The organism is Streptomyces sp. 3330 (genome assembly GCF_031456635.1).
Lineage (GTDB): Bacteria > Actinomycetota > Actinomycetes > Streptomycetales > Streptomycetaceae > Streptomyces.
This window is the reverse complement of record NZ_JAVDVA010000002.1, coordinates 357,111-377,306: the sequence shown is the minus strand read 5'-3', so window position 1 is coordinate 377,306 and position 20,196 is coordinate 357,111. Positions and strand designations below refer to the sequence as shown.

The following is a 20,196-nucleotide window of genomic DNA, read 5'->3' as shown; positions in this document are numbered from 1 at the left end:
GGGATTTCGAGGGGACGGGACGCGCCGTGCTGGAGGTTTCCGGCTCAGCCGTGAAGGAGGGCAGTGGGTCGAGCGTGGGCAGGGCCAGGTCGCTGGAGGCCGACGGCGCCGGACGAGGGGTACCGTCGTCGGACGCCGTCAGCCCCCAGATCCCGAGGCCACCCGCCACGAGGACGGCTGCCCCGCCCACGATCCACGGCGCCCTTCGCTGCGGACGTCGGTGGCGGCTCATGCATCCCACTGTCTGCCTGCCCACGGGCGTTCTCAAGCGGGGACGCGGCCGGACGGGCCTGACGCGCGTTCCTCGGCCCATGGCACGCGCCGCCCGGCTGCCGTCCTCGGGACGGTGCCGCGCAGGGGCGGACCGCAGGATCACACGGGCGCTGGTACGCCGCCGGTCGCCGGCCGACGATGCCCGGGCCTCGACGGAAGGCCACTCACCCGGAGGCCGGGGCGCCGTCGGCGGCGTCGGTGGTGCGCAGCAGACGCAGGAACGCCTTCACGCCCGCGATGAGGTCCTGGTTGTCGGTGAGCCGGTTCACCGTGGACTCGAACTCCCGTCCCAGCGCGGCGATCCGGCGGTCCGTCTCCTCGGCCCGCTCGTACGTGCTCATGGCCAACGCGTCCACCGTGCGGCGCAGTTCGGCGAGGGCCTTGTACTGCTCCTCCGCCTTCTCCTCCAGGACCCGTGTCCCTGCCTCCGCACGGTCCACCCGGGCCCGCACCTCGACGACGTCGTCCCGCGGGTACGTGACGTCCTTCAGAAGGGTGCCCAGACGCCGCCGGAGCTGCCCGAAGTAAGCGCCGGCCGGACGGAAGCAGGTGCTCAGCAGGAAGAAGGCCGCGAACCAGTAGCCCGTGAACTCGCCCGTCGCCCAGGTCACGCAGAGGACGACCGCCACCGTCAGGACATGGCCCGCGACGGCCGTCCGGAGCATCGTCCGCGCGATCCGCGCGGCCTCGGCATCCCGGGCCGAGGAGACCTCCATGCCCTTCTCACGACTCACCGCGATCTCGGCGAGCACCGCGTGCGCACGGAAGTACAGGTTCCACGGCAGCGTGAGGAGAAGCATCAGCCACAGAAGACTCAGCACGCCCGCCCCGACGGCGAACACCACCTCGGGCGGCGCTCCCGCCGCATAGGCGAAGACCAACGCCGCGGCCGCCGTGCCGACGGCTGCCACCGCCCCCAGGAACCTGCCCATACCCCCGCCTCTCGCCGGTCCGTTCCGCACGGCCCATCGTCGCCATCCCGGCGCGGGTCGGCATGAGTAGGCGTACTCAGGACGAGGTGCGGCACGACAGGCATGGCCTTCGAGTGCCTGATCGGCCGTCCTGCCGCACGCCGCGCCTTCCTGCGCACGGCGCTGCTGCGCCCCTTCACGGACTGCAACCTGGTGATCGGCCGGGCCTGCACCAGCCAGTACCTGCACGTCTCCGGCCGGCCCCTGAGCGCGAAGGACCACGAGCTGTACGAGCTCGCTCGAGCGATCCGCGCGCCGGAAGCCGACCTGCGCGCCGTCGCGCAGCGCCTGGAGTCCTGGCGCACCGCGTGACCCGCCGCGCCCGGCCGCGGGGCGTCCGCCGCCCCTCGGCCTCGCTACGGACCGACGGCAGGGACTCTCGGGCCGAAGTCCGGATCAGACGGTCACCGCGTTGACACCCGCCCTCGCCGGACGTTGACTGGCAGCACGGCGCAGACGATGAAGGGCACGACCTTCGAAGGCCTCGGCCAGGCCGGGCCGGGCCACCCGGAACTGCGACCGCCGGCCGCAGTCACAGGTCACACTCGTAGTAGCAGTCGCAGGATCGAGCGGGTCGCCGGAAGCCTGAAACAAGGCCGTCGAGAAGACCAAGAACGCCTTCGGGCGGAACGGAAGCGGCACCTGATGATGTACGACCAGACACGCGCCCAGCAGCCCGCGGGACAGACCCGGAGCCCCGCCGAGCGCCGAGCCCCGGGCCCGGAGCCGTTGCTCCCGGCGGGCGACCGGGAAAAGATCAGCGCACGCCTCGGGCACGCCGTCAACACCTTCACCGACACCCCGCGCCAAGCGCTGGAAGAGGCGGAGAGCGCCTACGACGAGGCCACCGCCGAGCTCGTGAAAGCCCTCGCCGAACGACGGCGCGTCCTGCGCGCGGGCTGGGAGGGACAGGATCCCGCGACCCGGTCCGAGGAACTCCGCGAGGCACTGAGGCAGTACCGGGAGATCACCCGACGACTGCTCCAGCTCTAGCGCAGGTCCCATGTGCCGTGTGAGGCGGCCGTCCGCGCTCGTCGAGTGCGCACCGGTCGTCGTCCCGACCGAGATGGACGGCGGCTGTGGGTCACCGCGCTCGGTCACGCTCGAGCCCGGTGTCCACGCATCGGGCTCGCATGAGCGCCTGAGCGCATGAGCGCCTGAGCGCATGAGCGCCTGAGCGCATGAGCGCATGAGCGCCTGAGCGCCTGAGCGCCTGAGCGAGGGGATATGCGTCGGCCCGGCCACCGAGGTGGCCGGGCCGACGGCGTCCGCGAGGTCAGGCGCCGGCGAGAGAGAGTTTCACCGCGAACCCGAGGAACAGCGCGCCGGCCGCCGAAGTGGCCCCCGCCGTCAGCCGCTTGCGGCGCCGGAACGCGCCGGCCAGCTTCGTGCCGCCGAAGATCAGGGCACTGAGGTACAGCACGCTGGCGAGCTGGGCGAACACCCCGAGGACGACGAAGGAGAGCGCCGGGTAGGCGTACCCCGGGTCGACGAACTGCACGAAGAAGGCGACGAAGAACAGGATCGCCTTGGGGTTGAACAGACTGACGATCAACGCCCGACGGAAGGGCCGCTCGACGGAGACCGCGGCAGCACCGTCCTCGGCGACCGTCGGCTCACGGCGCGTTCGCCAGATCCCCCAGGCGGCCCGCAGCATCCCGACCGCAAGCCAGGTCAGATATCCGGCGCCCGCGTACCTCACGATCGCGAACAGCACGGCGTTGGCCTGGAGCAGCGAGGCCACCCCGGCCGCGGACAGAGTCATCAGCACGGCGTCCCCGCACCACACTCCGGCCGAGGCCGTGTATCCGGCACGTACCCCGCGCCGCGCGGCGACGGACAGGACGTACAGGGAGTTGGGCCCTGGGAGGAGGACGATCAGGACGAGTCCTGCCAGGTAGGTGGGAAGATCGATGACTCCGAACATGCGGATCAGTGTCGCATGTGCGTGTGGGACCCAGTAAGGCTCCTCACCCCTCGGAACCTTCCGCCCGGCGACACCCCCCTGCCCCCAGCCCCTTGCACCGTCCCGCCCAGGCCCGCAGCCCACCCGGGCCCGCAGCACACCGGGCCCGCAGCACACGGCGCCTACGATTCGTCGCACGCTCCACTCGCCTACCAGGCCGATGTGCTCGGCGGATTCGGTGAGTTCGTCGAGTTCGTCGAAGACGACGCTTCGCGGACATGTGCTCCTGGGAACAACTGGCTCCGTTTGTCCGTACTATCTCTACGGCAGGGCACTGTGCACTGGATGTCGCCGCCGCCCGCAGGCATTGCCTCCGGGAAGGCACATAGGTGCGGCAGGCCCTTCGACTCCGGCCCCAGGTCGAGGAAAGGCTGTGCGCCCCATGTCCGAGAATGCTTCCGAACTGACATCGCAGTACACCGCTCAAGTAAGTGCCGACCTCGAACGCAATGCCAAGGAGCAGCAGCGGATCGGCGCCGAAATCGCCGCCCTGCAGGAGCAGTTGGCGGCCCACCAGCGTGATCACGCCGTGCTGCTCGGCATCCAGCAGGCGCTCGCCGCGGCGCCGGCGGCGGCAAAGCCCTCGGCCCTGCCCGACAGCGCTGCGGTGCCCGCCCCCCGCACGGTGAAGAAGAGCGGCGAGGCGGGCACCGCCAAGCGGGCACGGCCTCAGGCGAAGAAGGCCGCTCCCGCACCTCGCCGCAGCGCAGACAAGCCCGTTGCCGAGAAGAAGTCCGCCAAGGCCGTTGTCGAGAAGAACTCCGGCAAGCCTGTCGCCGAGAAGGATTCCGTCAAGACCGCACCCGCGAAAACCGCGCAACCGACACTGGTCGAACTGATCCGCGGCCACCTCACCGAGCAGCGCGAGCCGCGCTCGGCGGCGGAGATCGCCACCGCCCTCGGCAAGGCCCATCCCGACCGCAGCGTCAAGACCACCGTGGTACGCACCACGCTCGAAGGGCTGGTGGCCAAGAGCCAGGCGCACCGCAGCAAGCAGGGCACGTCCGTCTTCTACACCGCTGCCGCCGTGCCGGAGCAGAAGGCGACGCCGCCGGCGGAGTCACAACCCGCACCCGCGAACGCCTGACCCCGGACGCGACACGTCCGTACCGGCCGCCGGTCCTCGACCGGTCTGTCGGGTAGGGCTGGGCAGCCTGTCGCGCGACCGCGACAGTACGCCCAGGGCGGGCGGGCACCACCCGCTGGTGAGCGCTTCAGACTCCCGTGTCGGCGGATCCCGATCCGCCGACCGGCGGTTGCGGTTCGGTCGGGGCCCGTGCGGCCAGCCGTCAGTCAGTGCCCGTAGGGCAGGCCGGTTCCGCGGGGCCGGTTGAACCAGGCCCTCGCACTGCTCTGGTTCAGCAGGACGGCGACGCTGATCGCGCCGAGGAGAGGCAGGCCTCCTCCGCCGGTTCCGTTGGCGAGCCCGCCGAGCGAGAACACGATCTGCACGACCGCCAGCACGACCGACGCGGTCCGTGCTCCACTACCCGACCTGTGGTAGTTGAACGCCATGAAGAACAGAGCCCACCCCATCGTGTTCGTGGCGAACAGCCGGCCCGCGTCTTCGGCGCTGGAAGCGAAGCCCCACACCAGCACGATCAACATGGTCAGCCCCGCCATGGCCCAGATGACCACCTGGGCAGCCCGCACACTGCCCGGCATGGTCATCGGCGGCATGGGCGCGTAGGGGTACGGGGCGCCGTACTGAGGGGGAGCTCCGAATCCGCCCGCCATGCCATGCGGGGCGGGACCGCCGTACGCCCCGGGGGCGCCGTGGGTGGGCTGCGCGGGACAGGGCTGCGGAGGAGTTCCGAGCGGCGGTCCGAACTCTCCGCCCTGGGGCCCGAGGCCACCGCCTTGCTGACCAGCGGGCTGACCATAGGGATTCTGCGGGGCAGGATGCTCATTCGACATGGCCATGATCATATCCGGCATGGGGGACGGGTGTGTGGACCGTCCACCCCGCTCAGGGGTGCGGTGCGGTGCCGCTCGTCGCCGAATTCCCGCCGCGCCGCCACCCCGTCATGTGCGCAGGTGTGCGCACGGCGTCGCGCGGTTCGTGCAGCGCGATCCCGCCCGGCGAGCAGTGCGCCGGGGGCAGGTGCGGATCCCGGACCCGGTCACGGCGGACCGGGACCCGCACGGCCTCGCACACAAGGTCAGCTCGGCTGGTCCCCGGTGTAGCGGAAGATGCCTCCGGCGGAGTTGACGACCCAGACGGTGCCGTCGGCGGCGGCGCCGACATCGACCGCGGCACCGGGGATGCCGGTCCAGGGGCTGGCGTCGCGGCCGGTGTAGCGGTAGATCTGGTCGGAGGAGTTGACGCCCCAGACATTCGTCCGCGAGCCGACGGAGATGCGCGCCAGGCCTCCCGAGACCGGGACCCAGTCGGTGGAGCCCTGATCCCCGGTGTAACGGAAGATCCCACCGGCGGAGTTGACGTGCCACACCGTCCCGTCCGCGGCCACACCGATGTCCACCGCACGCCCCGGGACGCCGATCCACGGATTCGCGTCATGCCCGGTGTAACGGTAGATCTGCCCCAGCGAATTCACACCCCACACGTGGACCCGCGACCCCACCGAGATCCGGGTTAAGCCGCCGGCGACGCCCACCCAGTCGGTGGAGCCTTGGTCGCCGGCGTAACGGAAGATCCCACCGGCGGAGTTGACGTGCCACACCGTCCCGTCCGCGGCGGCGCCGATGTCGACCGCCCTGCCCGGGATACCGATCCACGGGTTCGCGTCGTGCCCGGTGTAGCGGTAGATCTGCCCCGAGGAGTTCACCCCCCACACATGAGTCCGCGACCCCACCGAGATCGTCGTCAGACCACCGGAGATCTGCTTCCAGTCGGCCATGCCTGTGCCCCTTTCACGTCGCACGTTGCGCGTTGCACCCGGTACATGCGATGCGACTAGGCCAGGTAAACAGCGCTATATACGGATTGAACGTTCAAAACATCCAGAAATCGATGTTTGACTTCCCTCCGTCCTCGGGGGCACAGGCGCCGAAGGGTCGGTGCGGGCTCCTCGAAGGCCGGAAACGCCGTAACCCACACGGAGGCACCACACCGTCGCGGAGCAGGGCGCCCGCCCCGGACCGCCGCCCTGCCGCCACACCCCAGAGCAGCGGCGACCCGCATCTCGGACCCCGTAGACCCCCTACCGCAAACCGGTCATAGGGGATTAAGATGATCGGAACCTCTGCCGGGTCCACGGCACTGCCATGTGCCGCGGCCGTCGCTCGCCTTGCCTTCGGGCGGCCCTGAGAGGTGCACCATGACCGGCTCGTGTGGCGAACACCCGGCAACTTCCGACTGGCGTGATCAAGCTGCATGCCTCGGAGAGGATCCCGAGATCTTCTTCCCCCTCTCCGACATCGCGGCTCCCGGCACCGAAGCGTCGCTGGCCCGAGCGGTATGCCGCCGCTGCGCCGTGCTCCTCGCCTGCCGCGACTGGGCTCTCGAGCACGGCGAGGACGACGGCATCTGGGGCGCCACCACGGCCGCCCAGCGCCGCAGCATACGACGAGCGACGACGGAGCCGACTCCCTCGCTCAGACGCCAGGGCCGCGGGGAGGGGTAGTGGTCGGGTCATCGTCGCCCCTCGGCCCGCGCCGCAGGGCACAGCTGCCGCTGCTACCGCTGATCCCACTGCTCCTTGGTGATCTCGTACCGCACGCCCCCGTGCTCCGAGCCCTCGACCCTCTCCATGTCGGCGGGGGTCGGGAGGGTGTCCACAAGCGTCATGCCGAGCTTCTCCATGATGTTGCGCGAAGCGCGGTTCACGGTCATCGTCTCAGCCCAGACCACGCGCACACCGAGCGCAGTGAACGCCTTGCCCAGCAGAGCGCGCGAGGCTTCGGTCGCGTACCCCTTGCCCCAGGCCGCCTGCCGCAGCCGGTAGCCGAGTTCGACCTCGTCCAGCGGGCCCTGCGGCTCGGGACGGAGGCAGAACCAGCCGATGAACGCGCCGCCGTCCTTCTCCTGCGCGGCGAACAGCCCGAGATCGCCGCGCCACCTCTCATAGCCGGCGATGATGTTCGGCAGGTGGCGCTCGCGGACGATCTCCGGGGCGGTCGGTTCACCCCCGGTCAGATAGCGCATCACCGCGGCATCGCCGTCCAACTCGATCAGCAGGTCCGCGTCGTCGGGGGTGAAGCGGCGCAGGATCAGTCGCTCGGTCTCCAGATAGGTGTCCACAGAGTGGATCATGCCCACGCCGCGGCGGGCAGTTCAACGGCTTTACGCGGATGCCGGCGACGCGCCCCGGGACGCCGCCGCGGACTCCACGGGGCGTCGACACGGCGTCGAGGCGCTCGCGGACTGGGACACGTCCCTCCAGAACCCACAGCACCACAGCACCACAGCACCGCGATACCGCGATACGCGACAGGTGGCTGGTGGCTGGTGGCTGGTGGCTGGTGGCGTAACAATCTGGCCAGGGCGCAACTTTCGACGGCTGAAACTCGTCCCTTCCTCGCGAGCCGACCAGGCTCACGGAGATCTCGAACCAGCATGATGGGGGACGAACCATGAACCTGACGCCGAGGAAGAGCCGTCGCAGACCGGGCGCCGGGCGGGCGGTCGTGCTGAGCGTCTGTGCCGCAGGGGCGCTGACCCTCACGGGCTGCTCGGGCGGCGGCGGAACGGCGAGCGCCGACAGCGGCGCGAAAGCCGGCGCGACGAACGCGACCAACGCCGGAAACAAGGCGGGGGCGTCCACCGCCGCGGCCACGCCCGACAAGAAGCCCGGCGCGGGGGCTTCCACGGGCGCAGGCGGCGGCGAGGCCTCCAGTGCCGTTCCGGCCGCCTCGAAGACGTCGGCCCCGACGGCAACCGGCTCGGTGAGCGCTGACGGCGAGGGCGACGGTGACGACTGCGACCACAAGATGCCCATCTCCCCCGACGAGATCGCGGTCTACCGCTACACGCCGGAAGGGGGGTCTCTGAGCCTGATCGTCAAGTACGGCAACTGGGGTTGCGGCTCCCCCGACTCCGACGGCGCACCGTTCGAGACGGTCGGCAAGGAGACCTACATCCCGATGGATCAGGCCGCCGACGTCACCGTGACCAACCCCATCGTGGAGAGCACCGAGAATCAGCCCATCGGCGTCCAGGAGTTCCTCGACTGGCTGGAGGCCCACCCGAACTCCGGGCTGGTGTTCACCTACCACCTCGACAGCAGCGGGGCCATCGATCGCCTCGACGAGGTCTTCACCCCCTAGCAGGCCGCCTCGTCGGGTCCGTCCCGAGCGGACGGACCCGCGCGACCCGTGGAATCCGTGGAACCCGTACGACCCGCACGTTCGACCTGGCGCCGGTCACCGCGCCTGTGCTGGTGCCGGCGTGGCAAGGCCTGGACGCGCACTGCGACGCGCCCCCCGTCGAGCCCGTGATGCCCGCCCCGCCTCTTCGGGCATCGAGGCCCCACTCCCCCGATGGTGACGCCCCCCCGTACCGAATCCCGTCGGACGCGACGAACGGGAAAGGTACGCTGCCGAAGTGATCCCTCCGACGGTCTCTGAAGTCCGCGCGCTGCACGAGCGGTACGCGCCATCGGTCGAGGCCCTGGACCTCGTCTTCACCCACTGCGAAATCGTCTGCGACATCGCCGAACAGTTGGTGGCACAGGCAGACCTCCCCCTCGACGTCGACATGGACCTCGTCCGCGTCGGCGCCCTGCTCCACGACATCGGCGTCTACCGGCTGTTCGACCAGGACGGTCGGCTCGACCACCGCGACTACATCCGCCACGGCGTCCTCGGCCACGAGATCCTCCGGCAGGAGGGGTTCCCGGAGCGGCTGTGCCGCTTCTGCTCCTGCCACACCGGAGTCGGTCTCACCCGGCACGACGTCCGCAGTCAGGGGCTCGGCATACCCGAGGCCGACTACCTGGCCGAGACCGCCGAAGAGCAACTGGTCATGTACGCGGACAAGTTCCACAGCAAGACGACCCCACCCACGTTCCTCACCGCCGATTCCTACTCCCTTCGCGTGGCGCGGTTCGGGGAGGACAAGGTCCATGAGTTCGGCCTGCTGCGTGCCCGTTTCGGCGAACCCGACCTGACCTCGGTCAGGGGACGATACGGCCACGCCCAGGTCTGAGGCCGACGGCGGGGCCGGCGGAGGAGCGGAGGCGGAGGAGCGGAGGCGGAGGAGCGGAGGCGGAGGAGCGGAGGCGGAGGAGCGGAGGCGGAGGAGCGGCGCAGGCCGAGGAGTGCCGCGCGACGGCGTCTCCCGCCACCCCTCGCGAACGGCGGGCCCGGGGACCTGTCCGGGCGGGTATCGCCGGACAGGTCCCCGGTCGCCGAGTAGCTCAGCGCTTGAGCGTGAACGTGAAGCCGCCGGAGAGTCTGCCGCTCAGCCGTACGGCCGAGACGAGCCTCCCCTCAGCGATCAGCCTCTCGACCTCCGCCCGCGAAAGGCCGCAGCCCTCCGCGATCAGTCGGACCGGCCGGACAGGGATCCGCGCCGCGAAGCGGACCGAGACGTCGAGCACCTCGCGGTCCGGATGATCCGATCCGCCGGTGTCGAGGCTCCAGGCGTGGTCCCAGTCGAGGGCGACGCGGTTACGGCGCCGCACGACGGGGTCCTGGAGCAGCTCCGCTGCCAGGCTGAGGTCGTTGTCGTGCAGTCGGTCCAGCAGCCCAGGGCGCACGGAGCGGACATTGATCCGCTCCAGGACCGTGAGCTTCGCCGTCTCCCCGCACCCGGTGCAGAGCACGAGGAGCCAGGCATCGAGGAGCTTGTGGTTCGCGTTGACGCGGAATTTGCCGTGCGACCGGAAGCGGTCGGACGCGCACGCGTGGCAACGGCGGATGACGAGCGGCAGGCAGGTGGGCATGACCACCCAGTTTTCGAGCACAGAAGTACACCGGTTCCAGTGAGAAGTCCGCAGCAAGAAGCAGCGCGGCGCAGCTGCGCGACGCGCGACGAATCAGCACTCGGGAGGTCTCACACGGTGTACAACGGCACGTCCCTGCCTGGGCGACTTGGTCCGGCAGCACGGTAGTGGCATGCGGCGCCGCCGTTCCACCGGTTTTGAGCGGCCTCGACCGCCGGGTCCCTTCAGGTGGTTCATGGACGACGGAACCGGAGCCGGAGCCGGATCGCGGCGGCGGTGACGGTGCCGTGGAAGCGCGAAGAAATGTTTTGCGTGGGCCGGTGTCCGGGTGATGGGGTGGCGCGGTGACCAACCACAGCGAGGCCGGGGCTCTCCGACCGTTGACCCTGGCCTGGGTGGGCCGGCATCTGGACGCCGGCGAACGCGTCGTCAGGACGGAGGCGCTGCACGGCGGGATCACCGCCGAGATGCGGCGGCTGACCGTCGTCGCGCGGGACGGGAACACCCGTCGTGTGGTGCTGCGGACCTTCGTCGACCCGCATTTCGTGGAACATGCCGAGGAGTTGCTGAACCGGGAGGCCGAGGCCCTCGCCCTGCTCGCGGGGACCGACGTGTCGGCTCCCGGACCGGTCGCCGTGGATCCGACCGCCGCGCACTGTGAGTACCCGTCGCTCCTCATGACGCATCTGCCGGGCCGGACGGTCCTCGACGACGAGGGACTGCAGGCGCGTGTCCCGCTGCTGGCCCGCCAGCTCGTGACGATCCACGCCTTGCGACCCGTAGAGCGGCCGGAGGTGTACGAGGCCTGGACGACGGCCGACGCAGTCGTTCCTCCGGTGGGCGCCGACGCGGCGGCCTGGGCCGCCGCGGCCGAGGTGATCCGCAGGCCTGCGCCGCCCTACGAAGGACGCTTCCTGCACCGGGACTTCCACCCCGGCAACGTGCTGTTCGACGCGGCGCCGACGGGCCGGGCGGTGCCTCGGATCACCGGGGTCGTCGACTGGGTGCAGACCTCCTGGGGCCCGGCGGACCTCGATGTGGCGCACTGCTCCACCAATCTGGCACTGCTGCACGGCCCGGCCTGGGGTCTGCGGTTCGCGGAGGCGTACGAGGAGGCCGGCGGGGTGCTGGCCGCCGCGGCGGGCGAGCGGTTGTACTGGCGGCTGCTGGACGCGCTGGCCTTCGGGACGGGCGTGGCATGGGTGGCGCGGCCATGGCAGGAAGCCGGGAGGACGGAGCTGACGACGCGGGCGGTGGAGAAGCGGCTCGATGCTTACGTCCTCGCCCTGCTGGACACGCTGGGCTGAGCCAGGCGGTCGGGGGCCGGGCACCCTGGCGAGCACGGATCGGCTTCGACGTCGGGCGGCGAGCTTCTGGACCGGTCTCGGTGTCCGCCGCGGACGCCGGTCGCGCGCAGGGCACATCGAGAGTCGCCGGCGCCGACCACACGCCCACCAATCCGCAGCTCTTCCGGTCCGCAGCTCTTCCGGTCCACAGGTCGCGGCCTGGGCCAACGCAGACGGGCTGCGGAGCATCCGGGCTGCCGCGCACCCGGTCCGGAGGTCCTGTCCATCGGCGTGCAGTCCGGCCCCGTCGCCGGGCTGCCCCGTCTGCGCACCTCACCACCTGTCCCGCGGCCCCGGCCGACCCTCTGCCCTATGGAGATCGCCGGACTCGGCGGACCGGAGTCCCCGGAGCTCGGCCTCCAGGACTGGCGCACCGTCCTCGACGCCCGCCAACCGAGCGACGGCAAGAACGCCCCATGAGCGGGACGACAGTGGGTAGTCGGATTAAGGCGATACCGACAACCTGTGACGAACAACGAGGAAACGACCCACGGAAAGAGTTCTATGGTCACCGCGCTTGAAAACCGGGCATCGGATGAACAGGAACCCACGGCGCCCCTGCGATACAGGGCCGCATGGGACACATCAGACGTATCGATCGCTGAGACCCGAGAAGCTGTGCGTGCGCTGCTGGCCGACGCGGGCCACGACCCCGACCAGCGGCCGAGTCAGGACGCCCAGATCGTCGTCAGCGAGTTGGTCACCAATGCGTTGCGCCACGCGCCCGGTCCGGGCGACCTGGCGCTGGAAGTGACGCCCGACGCCGCGTTGCTGCGCATCACCGTGCGTGACAGTTCGCCGCGCCCGCTCGAACTGCGCGCCCACGACGTCCGCCGCGTCGGCGGGCACGGCCTGTTCATGGTCACCCGGCTGTGCGACCAGTTGCACACCATCGCGCTGGAGACCGGCAAGCAGATCGTCGCCCATCTCCGTCTGATCAAGCCCGCCGGCCAGAGCCTGTCCGGGTCGGCCTAGGCTCCGGAAGGCGAGAGCCGAGGCGAGCCGAGGCCCGCCCCGGTCCGGGGTGCTTCATCAGCGAGGGGTGCCTAAGCCATGAGGCCATGGCCAGTGTGAGGCCCTGTAGGTGAAGCCCTCCTCAACGAAGCCTGCTCGATGTGCCCTTCGCCGGGTTCACCGAGTTCACCGAGTTCGCCGCCGAGAAGCGCTTCCCAGGTTCAGCCCTTCTCGGTGATGGGCGCCTCTCACTGAGGGGTGAGCATGCCCTCGCGCAGCCGGGCGAGAGTGCGCGACAGCAGTCGGGAGACATGCATCTGTGAGACGCCGAGGTGCTCGCCGATCTGTGCCTGGGTGAGTTCCTCGACGAACCGCATGTGGATGATCTGCCGGTCCCGCTCGCCGAGCTCGGCGATCAGCGGAGCCAGGGTGTGGAAGTCCTCGACGAGCTCCAGCGCCTGGTCCTCGGCGCCGATGAAGTCCTGCAGGGCGGCCTCGCCGTCCTCGCTGCCGCTGATGGCGGCGTCCAGGGAGGAGGAGTTGTAGCCGTTGGCGGCGAGGCGGGCCTCGCACACCTCTTCCTCGGGAAGGCTCATCAGCTCCGACAGTTCCTTCACCGTCGGGGTGCGGCCCAGACGGCTGCGCAGCTCCTCCGTGGCGCGCGCGAGCTGGACGCGGGCCTCCTGGAGCCGGCGAGGCACGTGCACGGCCCAGGTGGTGTCGCGGAAGAACCGCTTGATCTCCCCCACGATGTAGGGGATGGCGAAGGAGGTGAACTCGGCCTCCCGGGAGAGGTCGAAGCGGTCGATCGCCTTGATCAGGCCGATCATGCCGACCTGGACGATGTCCTCCATCTCCTCCGGACCCCGGCTGCGGAACCGGCCGGCCGCGAAGCGGACCAGGGACATGTTCATCTCGATCAGGGTGTTGCGCGCGTACTGGTGCTCCGGCGTGCCTTCCTCCAGCACCGCGAGCTGGTCGAAGAACAGCCGGGACAGCTCACGGGCGTCCCTCGGCGCGACGCGAGAGGGGTCGGTGACCTCCGGCAACTCGCGCACCTGCGTGTCCGTAGCCGTCGCGTTCATGACTGCCATGACCTACCCCTCCCAGTTCCAGGCCCGATCGCCTCCACCGGCTGCACGCACCGGCACGACGCGCGAATGCCCCCTTATTCTGCATCCATGCCCCCGCTCACACGAAAAAAGGGAAACGGAAAGAGGAAGGGACGCAGGCCGCACGGCGCGGACGGGTGGGATTCGCCGGTACCTGGGCAGTCGGGGTAGGCGGACGCGTCGAACACGCGTACCGCCCGGCAGCTGAGGAGACCAGGGCATGGCAGGACCGGAGCACGCTCAGAGCCAGGGGAGACGGGTCCTGTCGGCCCCCGACGCCGCGGTCGCCGAGGCGCTGGAAGCCATCGGGACCGGGGCCTATGTCGTGGACGAGCAGGGCCGCATCCTCGCCGTGAATTCTCGTGCCGAACAGTTCCTGGGCCGGCCCGCCGGGGACCTCCTCGGCCATGACGCGCACGATCTGCTGCACCGGGACGCCCACGGCCAGCCCTTGCCGAGGACCCAATGCCGGATGCGGCAGGCCTTCCACGCCGGGCGCACCGCCCAGGCCGCGGAGGACTACTTCGCAGACGGTGACGGCGCGGTGCTGCCGATCTCGTGGCTGATAGCGCCGTTCGCTCTCGGCGCGTGCGAACGGGGCACGCTCGTCCTCTTCCATTCCCGGCGGTCACAGGAGAGCGACGTGCGGCCTGGGCCGACGTCCACGCTGCTGCCGGAGCTCGAACGGCTCGCGCTGCTGGCCGCGACGACCACCCAGCTGACCTCCACCCTCGATGTCGACGAGGCACTCAGGCGGCTGGTGACGCTGGTGGTGCCCCGCCTCGCGGACTGGGCCATCATCGATCTGATCACCGAACGTGACGAGGTGTGGCGCACGGTCGTCGTCGAGGCCGAAGGCGACATCCTGGTGCGTCACGACGAACTTCAGGGACCGATGCCGCCGGTCCCCGAGGAGTCGCCGATGCCGCTGTCCAGGGCCCTGCGCGGGGTCGCCTCGACGCTGGCGGGCCCGCAGACCTACCAGGGGCCGCCGGACTCCGGCATCGCGGTCGAGCAGCGGCGCCTGTTCGACGCCTCCGGGATCCACTCGGCGGCCATCGCGCCCATTCGCAGCACGCGCGCCCTGCTCGGTGCCCTGACCCTGGGCCGGGCCAGGCAGCCGGGGGACTTCAACACCGTCGATCTCCCGCTGATCGAGGACATCGCCCGCCGGGCCGGCCTGGCTCTGGACAACGCGCGGCTCTACCAGCGTCAGCGCAAGGTCGCCGAGACCATGCAGAACCATCTGCTGCCGCAGATGCCGCGCGTGGCCGGGTTGCAGATGGCGGTCCGCTACCTGCCCGCGCCCGACGCCTCGCAGGTGGGGGGCGACTGGTACGACGCCTTCTCCCTGTCCGACGGCGCCACCGCGCTGGCCATCGGCGATGTCGTCGGCCACGATCTGGAGGCGGCGGCCGGCATGGCGCAGGTGCGCAACATGCTCCGCGCCTACGCCTGGGCCCTCCAGGAGCCTCCCAGCCGGATCGTCGAACGCCTCGACGAAGCGGTCCTGCACATCACGGACGTCACCATGGCGACCATGATCCTCGCCCGGGTCGAAGAGGCCGACGAGGGTCGGTGGAAACTGACCTGGTCCAATGCCGGCCACCCGCCGCCCCTGCTGATCAGCCATGACGGCCTGGCCGAATACCTCACCGGCGGCCACGGCATGCTCCTGGGCACCGGAGCCGCCGGAGCGCGCGTCGACGCGACCGCGTTGCTGCCGCCCGGGTCGACCCTCCTGCTGTACACCGACGGCCTGATCGAGGAACCCGGCCACACCCTGGACGAGGGTCTGCACCGACTGCACCAGCACGCCGCCGCCCTCGCCCACCGCCCGCTGGTCTCGTTCACCGACCAGCTGCTGCGCCGGGTCCGCCCCGCCGCCAACGACGACGACGTCGCGCTGCTCGCCCTGCGGGCGCCCGCCCGGACGTGACCCGCATGCTCCGGAGACGGTGTCCCACCGGGCGCGGCCGCCGTCGCGGATGACCTTCCGCCGCTCCGGCGGCCGAGTCCCGGGCCGGGTCCGCGCGTCCGGCCGTCGCTCGCGGTCTCGTTCGGACCAGGGACGCCCTCGACGGGCCGATGGCCTCGGCCCGGGCGCATCGCGAGCAGGTGGGGAAGGCGGCGGCCGGCTGACCGGAGAGCCTCCGGCCGCCGCCGTGCCTGTGACCTCACGCGGGTGGTGTGGTGCCGGTCATCGCTGCGCGTCGGTTCCGGTCTCGTCCGGGCGGCGGCGATTTTCGTGCCAGTCCAGTATCAGGACCGTGGCGTCGTCCTTGAGGTCGCCGCGGCAGGCACCGAGCACCGCGGCGGTCAGGCTCCGGACGGCCTCACGCGGATGCAGCGCGCGCGTGTCGTGTATGACCGCCGACAGGTCGACGGTCGCGGCATCGCGGTCCTGCATGCCGTCGGTGAGCAGCACCAGGCGGTCTCCGGGAAGCAGTTGCAGTTGCTGTACGCGGTAGTCGGTGGGTGCCACCACGCCGAAGGGGAGGTTGACGGAGAGTCTGACCTCCTCGACGGTCCCGCCGCGCAGCAGCAGCGGCCGGGGGTGACCGGCGTTGACCAGTTCGCACAGGCCGGTGTCGAGGTCGACGCACAGCAACTGCCCGGTGGCCAGGCCCCGGTTGTGGCTGAGCAGGGCCTGGTGGGCGTGGCGGGCCTGTTTGAGGGCGTCGCAGCCGCTGCGGCGGGCCCGGCGCAGTGCGCCGACCAGCAGGGTGGCCAGCAGGGCCGAGTTCGTGTCGTGGCCCATGGCGTCGGTGATGGACAGGTGCAGGGTGTCGCGGTCGAGCGTGTAGTCGTAGGTGTCGCCCCCGATGTCGTCGGCCGGGACCAGGCCCGCGGCGAGTGTGAACTGGGCCGCCTCGCAACAGGGCGCCGAGGGCAGCAGCTGGTGCTGGATCTCCGCGGCCAGGCTGGTCTCGGTGGTGCGTCGGCCCAGGTGGTACAGGTCGGTGAAGCGGCGGTCCGTGACGATGATGTAGGCCAGCGTGTGCGCCGCGTCGCGGACCTGCCGCAGCACGGTGTCGTCGGCGGACTGGAGGGTGACCTCCAGGACGCCGATGCAGTCGCCGCGGTTGGTGACGGGTGTGATGACGCGCCGACCGCCCTGGCCGTCCGGCTCCACATGCTGGCGCTGGCTGCGCAGAACGCTGTCATAGACGCTGCCGTACAGGTCTATCGGCTCGGCGGGGTCCGCGGCTTCGCCGCCGGCCGCGTCGAGCCGTACCAGCCGCTGACCGATGAGGTCCACGAACAGGAACGACACACGCTCCGCACCGAACCGCTTCTGCAGATCGTGCGCCACCACGTCGACGGACTCACCGGGCGGCGCCGCCTCCGCGGCGGCGAGCAATTCACCCAGTTCCAGATCTCCACCCTCCACGACAACCTCCTATCGGCTGTCGCAACTTCTTCCCCGACTCGCCGCAACCTCACCTAATTCCTTCATCTTGGCTGGTCAGGAGGGTGGGTCGGGCAACGGGCCGGGACGGTGCGGCATGCGGCCGGCGGCGCGAGCCCCGGACACGCGTCACGCCGGACGCCACCGGCGCGAGGGGATCCGCACGGTCGACCACCGGCGGCAGCGCGTCCGGTGGTGACACAGGTCGGCCGGATCAAGTGCGCCGCTGCCGGAGCCGGTCAGGCGGCGGCCGGGCGGTCACCGTCGACCGGTGGCCGACGCCCGGCAGCCTTCGCGCACCGCCCGTGCCGGGCCTCGGGCGCCGGTCAGAGGCCGCCAGAGGTGAGGAGAGCGGCGGGATCCACGCCGAGCGCCGCCAGCAGCCGCACGCTCCGGTTGTCCGGTTCGCTGAGCAGGCGGGCGAGGAGGGCGGAGGTGCCGGCGGGCATCGTGTCCCTGAGCAACTCCCGGGGCGGCACCGCGTCCCGGCCCAGGTCGGTGCTCGCCATCACCGCGCGCAGCTGTGCGTGGTCGACGCCCGCCTCGGCCAGGGCCCTGCCCCCGTCGTAGTCGCCCTTCGCGTCCTTCGTCAGGTGCGGACAGGCGCGCGCGACCGCGTACGTCCTCATCAGGCCCAGGAGGATGTCGTCGGTGCGGACCTTCCCACCGTGCCGGACGGCGAGCTCCCCGGCCTCCAGGCGCGCCCACAGCGCCGGGTGCGCGGCGGCGTCGAACGGCGTCGTCCTGACGAGGAGCGTCGTCCAGAACTGCCCGAGTCCACGCGGCCTGTAGCGGCGGCGGCCCACCAGGGCGTCGCGGGTGGAGTGCAGTTCCGGCGGGAGGGGGTCCTCGTGGGCGGGAGGCCGTCCCGACCGAACGGCCTCCCGCAGGGCGACGACGTCCACCCCGCACCCGCTCAGGTAGCCGACCGCTCCGCAGTCGGGGTCGGTCAGGAGGGCCGCAAGCAGGTCGATGGGGGTGCGCTCGGCCCCCTGGCCGGTCACGGACGGCTGTTCCTGGCACCTGGCGAGCGCCGTCGCACCGGCCGTGCTGAGCGTGAGCGAGCGGTCCGCCTGGCCGGTGAGGGGAACCTCGACCTCACCGGGTTCGTCGTCCGTCGCGGCGGCACCCCTGCGGACGACCTGGGCCGTGAGGTCGTACGGCGCGAGGAACTCCTGGATCCGCGGGTCCTTGCTGATGCAGGCCAGCAGATCGTGTGTGGTGACATGGCGGCCGGCGTAGACCGGGCGTAAGGCGGTGCGCAGGCTGTGGTCCGCGTGGAATTCCTTGGTCATGGGGAGATTGTGGCCGAGGTGCGACGCGTCCACGTCACCGGCCTGCGAGGTGGCTCGGGCGTGCGGCGAGCGGCACGTCGTGACCGCGCCGGGGTGCGGCGCGATGCCCTGGCCGCCTGCAACGACCGTACGCGCTCGGCCCGCCTCGGCCGGGCGGGGCGGCGACGCGTGCGCGCCCGCCGGGACGGGGCGGGGCGGGCGCGTTCGAGGTGCCGGGTCAGGTCTGCTTCTCCATCCGGATGGCCTGGCGGAGTTCCTCGCTCGCCGCTCCCGGTTCCTGCCGCTGTATCTCCAGCAGCGCGGCGGCGATGGCGTCGAGCTTGCGCTGGATGGCGTGCTCGGCTCGCCGTTCGGAGTTCTTGAGCAGCGCAAGGAGCAGCAGCGAGACGGCGGACATCGTCTCGCCCACCAGCAGCAGCCACGGGGTGGGCAGCTTCAGCGCGTGCGCGGTGATCGCGGCGGCGACCAGGACGAGGCACACGCCGAAGAAGGAGGGCGAGCTGGTGAAGTTCGAGGCGTGTTCGGCCAGGCGCGTGAACCGGCCCGGACGGCCGCCGTCCCGGTGCGCGGGGTGCTGAGGTGCCATCAGGTCGCCTGCGGTCTTCACGAGACCGGCCGGTCGGCAGGAGCCCCCAGTGCCCAGCCGGAGACGTCGCCCAGCCGGCCGCGCCACAGCGGAGCGGTCGCGGTCCCGGGCACGGACAGGAAGGTGACGTCGACGAGGTGGATGAACGTGTGCAGTCCGTCGCCCGTTCCCGGCTCCGCCTCGGCCGCCTTCAGGGCGGAGCGGACCGTGTGCGCCAGGTGCGCCATGTGATCGGCCGCGTCCTCCGCTCCGGTGGCCTTCGACACCACGTCCTCCCACCGGTCGGCCCACGCGCGGGATCCGACCAGGTCCCCGGCGACGATTCCGCCGGGCGTGGTCAGGCAGATCTTGAGAGCCGCCTCGGGCTGCGCGTCGACCAGCCGCAGCAGGATCTCCAGATGCGCGTCGACGGGCGGGAGCGCGGCACCGCTTTCGCTCACCACAGGTCCTTCCTGGTACATGCCCGGGCCCCGGGCGTCGGTTCGGTTCAGCTGGTGGTGAGCATGCCCTTGCGCAGGCGCTTGAGGGTGCCGGAGAGCAGGCGGGACACGTGCATCTGCGAGCAGCCGAGCCGTTCGCCGATCTGCGCCTGGGTCAGCTCCTCGACGAAACGCCAGTGAAGGATGTGCCGTTCACGCTCGTCGAGCTGGGCGAGCAGGGGCGCCAGCGTGTGGAAGTCCTCGACCAGTTCCATGGCCGCGTCGTCGGACCCGATGAAGTCCGCGAGCGCCGTCTCACCGTCGGGGCCGCCGCCGATGGTGGCGTCCAGGGAGGCGGAGTTGTAGCCGTTGGACGCGACCCGGGCCTCGATGACCTCTTCCTCGGTCAGGTCCATCAGCTCCGCCAGCTCCTTGACCGTGGGAGTGCGGCCCATGCGGCTCTGCAGCTCCTCGGTGGCCTTGGCCAGCTGCACACGCGCCTCCTGCAGGCGGCGCGGCACGTGGACGGACCAGGAGGTGTCCCGGAAGAAGCGCTTGATCTCGCCGACGATGTAGGGGATGGCGAAGGAGGTGAACTCCACCTCACGGGATATCTCGAACCGGTCGATGGCCTTGATCAGCCCGATGACGCCGACCTGGACGATGTCCTCCATGCCGTCCGCGCCGCCCCGGTTGCGGAACCGGCCGGCCGCGAAGCGGACCAGGGACATGTTCATCTCGATCAGGGTGTTGCGCGCGTACTGGTGCTCGGGCGTGCCCTCCTCCAGCACCGCCAGCTTCGCGAAGAACAGCTTCGACAGGGATCGGGCGTCCTTGGGCGCCATCTTGCCCGGCTCGGGGACAGCGGGCAGTGCCGCAGTCGCCTGCTCCTCGGCCGCCCGCGCGATCGTCGTCGTCATCTGTGATCTCCCCACCCTGCCGGTGCCCTGCGTTCGAGCTGATGTAGCCGCGCCTACCCCGTCCCTCCCGGAGCATGCACATGCCCGCAGGAAA

Annotated in this window: 21 protein-coding genes; 9 read left to right on the top strand and 12 right to left on the bottom strand. The window is 71.0% G+C overall.

The annotated features are described in order from the left end of the window. Positions 1-437 precede the first annotated feature (437 nt). Complete coding sequence (locus J2X68_RS05130) at positions 438-1,205, bottom strand: hypothetical protein (protein ID WP_310431220.1); 768 nt, start codon at positions 1,203-1,205, stop codon at positions 438-440. Positions 1,206-1,307: 102 nt separating this feature from the next. Here J2X68_RS05130 and J2X68_RS05125 point away from each other — a divergent pair, with 102 nt between their 5' ends. Next, positions 1,308-1,556 carry a hypothetical protein gene (locus tag J2X68_RS05125; RefSeq protein ID WP_310431219.1) on the top strand — a complete coding sequence of 83 codons (249 nt, stop codon included), beginning with the start codon at positions 1,308-1,310 and terminating at the stop codon, positions 1,554-1,556. A 333-nt stretch (positions 1,557-1,889) separates the two neighbouring features. Continuing rightward, positions 1,890-2,237, top strand: coding sequence for a hypothetical protein (locus J2X68_RS05120; protein WP_310431218.1), 348 nt, complete (start codon positions 1,890-1,892; stop codon positions 2,235-2,237). A 283-nt stretch (positions 2,238-2,520) separates the two neighbouring features. Here the strand turns inward: J2X68_RS05120 and leuE are convergent, their stop codons facing one another. Next, positions 2,521-3,171, bottom strand: coding sequence for a leucine efflux protein LeuE (gene leuE / locus J2X68_RS05115; RefSeq protein ID WP_310431217.1), 651 nt, complete (start codon positions 3,169-3,171; stop codon positions 2,521-2,523). Positions 3,172-3,592: 421 nt separating this feature from the next. Here leuE and J2X68_RS05110 point away from each other — a divergent pair, with 421 nt between their 5' ends. After that, positions 3,593-4,297, top strand: a complete 705-nt coding sequence (locus J2X68_RS05110) for a hypothetical protein (RefSeq protein WP_310431216.1) — start codon at positions 3,593-3,595, stop codon at positions 4,295-4,297. Positions 4,298-4,503: 206 nt separating this feature from the next. Here the strand turns inward: J2X68_RS05110 and J2X68_RS05105 are convergent, their stop codons facing one another. Both J2X68_RS05105 and J2X68_RS05100 read right to left on the bottom strand, forming a co-directional pair. Beyond that, complete coding sequence (locus J2X68_RS05105; protein ID WP_310431215.1) at positions 4,504-4,881, bottom strand: hypothetical protein; 378 nt, start codon at positions 4,879-4,881, stop codon at positions 4,504-4,506. Positions 4,882-5,372: 491 nt separating this feature from the next. Then, positions 5,373-6,071: a tectonin domain-containing protein gene (locus J2X68_RS05100; RefSeq protein ID WP_310431214.1), complete on the bottom strand. Its 699-nt coding sequence runs from the start codon at positions 6,069-6,071 to the stop codon at positions 5,373-5,375. 420 nt (positions 6,072-6,491) lie between these two features. Between J2X68_RS05100 and J2X68_RS05095 the strand changes: the two genes are divergently transcribed. After that, the gene (locus J2X68_RS05095; RefSeq protein WP_310431213.1) at positions 6,492-6,797 is read left to right on the top strand and encodes a WhiB family transcriptional regulator; all 306 of its coding nucleotides are present in this window, start codon (positions 6,492-6,494) and stop codon (positions 6,795-6,797) included. Positions 6,798-6,850: 53 nt separating this feature from the next. Here the strand turns inward: J2X68_RS05095 and J2X68_RS05090 are convergent, their stop codons facing one another. Continuing rightward, on the bottom strand, positions 6,851-7,426 hold the full coding sequence (locus tag J2X68_RS05090) for a GNAT family N-acetyltransferase (RefSeq protein ID WP_399039296.1): 576 nt from the start codon (positions 7,424-7,426) through the stop codon (positions 6,851-6,853). A gap of 320 nt (positions 7,427-7,746) precedes the next feature. Here J2X68_RS05090 and J2X68_RS05085 point away from each other — a divergent pair, with 320 nt between their 5' ends. Together J2X68_RS05085 and J2X68_RS05080 are read left to right on the top strand one after the other, a co-directional pair. Further along, positions 7,747-8,439 carry a hypothetical protein gene (locus tag J2X68_RS05085; protein ID WP_310431212.1) on the top strand — a complete coding sequence of 231 codons (693 nt, stop codon included), beginning with the start codon at positions 7,747-7,749 and terminating at the stop codon, positions 8,437-8,439. A gap of 277 nt (positions 8,440-8,716) precedes the next feature. Further along, entirely contained in the window at positions 8,717-9,319 is a 603-nt protein-coding gene (locus J2X68_RS05080; protein ID WP_310431211.1) for an HD domain-containing protein, read from the top strand. Positions 9,320-9,530: 211 nt separating this feature from the next. Here J2X68_RS05080 and J2X68_RS05075 read toward each other — a convergent pair whose 3' ends face one another. After that, positions 9,531-10,058, bottom strand: a complete 528-nt coding sequence (locus J2X68_RS05075; protein WP_310431210.1) for a DUF1062 domain-containing protein — start codon at positions 10,056-10,058, stop codon at positions 9,531-9,533. 344 nt (positions 10,059-10,402) lie between these two features. Between J2X68_RS05075 and J2X68_RS05070 the strand changes: the two genes are divergently transcribed. Both J2X68_RS05070 and J2X68_RS05065 read left to right on the top strand, forming a co-directional pair. Continuing rightward, on the top strand, positions 10,403-11,365 hold the full coding sequence (locus J2X68_RS05070) for an aminoglycoside phosphotransferase family protein (protein WP_310431209.1): 963 nt from the start codon (positions 10,403-10,405) through the stop codon (positions 11,363-11,365). A 597-nt stretch (positions 11,366-11,962) separates the two neighbouring features. Next, the gene (locus J2X68_RS05065) at positions 11,963-12,379 is read left to right on the top strand and encodes an ATP-binding protein (RefSeq protein WP_399039351.1); all 417 of its coding nucleotides are present in this window, start codon (positions 11,963-11,965) and stop codon (positions 12,377-12,379) included. Positions 12,380-12,606: 227 nt separating this feature from the next. On the opposite strand, the gene J2X68_RS05060 is transcribed toward J2X68_RS05065, so the two are convergent. Next, entirely contained in the window at positions 12,607-13,452 is an 846-nt protein-coding gene (locus tag J2X68_RS05060) for an RNA polymerase sigma factor SigF (RefSeq protein ID WP_310431208.1), read from the bottom strand. Positions 13,453-13,690: 238 nt separating this feature from the next. Here J2X68_RS05060 and J2X68_RS05055 point away from each other — a divergent pair, with 238 nt between their 5' ends. After that, on the top strand, positions 13,691-15,409 hold the full coding sequence (locus J2X68_RS05055) for a SpoIIE family protein phosphatase (protein WP_310431207.1): 1,719 nt from the start codon (positions 13,691-13,693) through the stop codon (positions 15,407-15,409). A 261-nt stretch (positions 15,410-15,670) separates the two neighbouring features. Here the strand turns inward: J2X68_RS05055 and J2X68_RS05050 are convergent, their stop codons facing one another. From J2X68_RS05050 to J2X68_RS05030, 5 genes are all read right to left on the bottom strand, one after another. Next, positions 15,671-16,864 carry a PP2C family protein-serine/threonine phosphatase gene (locus J2X68_RS05050; RefSeq protein WP_310431206.1) on the bottom strand — a complete coding sequence of 398 codons (1,194 nt, stop codon included), beginning with the start codon at positions 16,862-16,864 and terminating at the stop codon, positions 15,671-15,673. Between the two features lie 344 nt (positions 16,865-17,208). Then, positions 17,209-18,177, bottom strand: coding sequence for a Clp protease N-terminal domain-containing protein (locus J2X68_RS05045; RefSeq protein WP_310431205.1), 969 nt, complete (start codon positions 18,175-18,177; stop codon positions 17,209-17,211). 217 nt (positions 18,178-18,394) lie between these two features. Continuing rightward, positions 18,395-18,763, bottom strand: a complete 369-nt coding sequence (locus J2X68_RS05040; protein ID WP_310431204.1) for a low affinity iron permease family protein — start codon at positions 18,761-18,763, stop codon at positions 18,395-18,397. A gap of 17 nt (positions 18,764-18,780) precedes the next feature. After that, a complete protein-coding gene (locus J2X68_RS05035) occupies positions 18,781-19,203 on the bottom strand; it encodes a hypothetical protein (RefSeq protein ID WP_310431203.1) in 423 nt (140 codons plus the stop codon). Positions 19,204-19,250: 47 nt separating this feature from the next. Beyond that, entirely contained in the window at positions 19,251-20,102 is an 852-nt protein-coding gene (locus J2X68_RS05030) for an RNA polymerase sigma factor SigF (RefSeq protein ID WP_310431202.1), read from the bottom strand. Positions 20,103-20,196: the final 94 nt, after the last annotated feature.

Coding starts and splice junctions, on each gene's coding strand:
- J2X68_RS05130 (WP_310431220.1), bottom strand. CDS start 1,205: ATGGGCAGGTTCCTGGGGGCGGTGGCAGCCGTCGGCACGGCGGCCGCG.
- J2X68_RS05125 (WP_310431219.1), top strand. CDS start 1,308: ATGGCCTTCGAGTGCCTGATCGGCCGTCCTGCCGCACGCCGCGCCTTC.
- J2X68_RS05120 (WP_310431218.1), top strand. CDS start 1,890: ATGATGTACGACCAGACACGCGCCCAGCAGCCCGCGGGACAGACCCGG.
- leuE (WP_310431217.1), bottom strand. CDS start 3,171: ATGTTCGGAGTCATCGATCTTCCCACCTACCTGGCAGGACTCGTCCTG.
- J2X68_RS05110 (WP_310431216.1), top strand. CDS start 3,593: ATGTCCGAGAATGCTTCCGAACTGACATCGCAGTACACCGCTCAAGTA.
- J2X68_RS05105 (WP_310431215.1), bottom strand. CDS start 4,881: ATGACCATGCCGGGCAGTGTGCGGGCTGCCCAGGTGGTCATCTGGGCC.
- J2X68_RS05100 (WP_310431214.1), bottom strand. CDS start 6,071: ATGGCCGACTGGAAGCAGATCTCCGGTGGTCTGACGACGATCTCGGTG.
- J2X68_RS05095 (WP_310431213.1), top strand. CDS start 6,492: ATGACCGGCTCGTGTGGCGAACACCCGGCAACTTCCGACTGGCGTGAT.
- J2X68_RS05090 (WP_399039296.1), bottom strand. CDS start 7,426: ATGATCCACTCTGTGGACACCTATCTGGAGACCGAGCGACTGATCCTG.
- J2X68_RS05085 (WP_310431212.1), top strand. CDS start 7,747: ATGAACCTGACGCCGAGGAAGAGCCGTCGCAGACCGGGCGCCGGGCGG.
- J2X68_RS05075 (WP_310431210.1), bottom strand. CDS start 10,058: ATGCCCACCTGCCTGCCGCTCGTCATCCGCCGTTGCCACGCGTGCGCG.
- J2X68_RS05060 (WP_310431208.1), bottom strand. CDS start 13,452: ATGGCAGTCATGAACGCGACGGCTACGGACACGCAGGTGCGCGAGTTG.
- J2X68_RS05055 (WP_310431207.1), top strand. CDS start 13,691: ATGGCAGGACCGGAGCACGCTCAGAGCCAGGGGAGACGGGTCCTGTCG.
- J2X68_RS05045 (WP_310431205.1), bottom strand. CDS start 18,177: ATGACCAAGGAATTCCACGCGGACCACAGCCTGCGCACCGCCTTACGC.
- J2X68_RS05040 (WP_310431204.1), bottom strand. CDS start 18,763: ATGGCACCTCAGCACCCCGCGCACCGGGACGGCGGCCGTCCGGGCCGG.
- J2X68_RS05030 (WP_310431202.1), bottom strand. CDS start 20,102: ATGACGACGACGATCGCGCGGGCGGCCGAGGAGCAGGCGACTGCGGCA.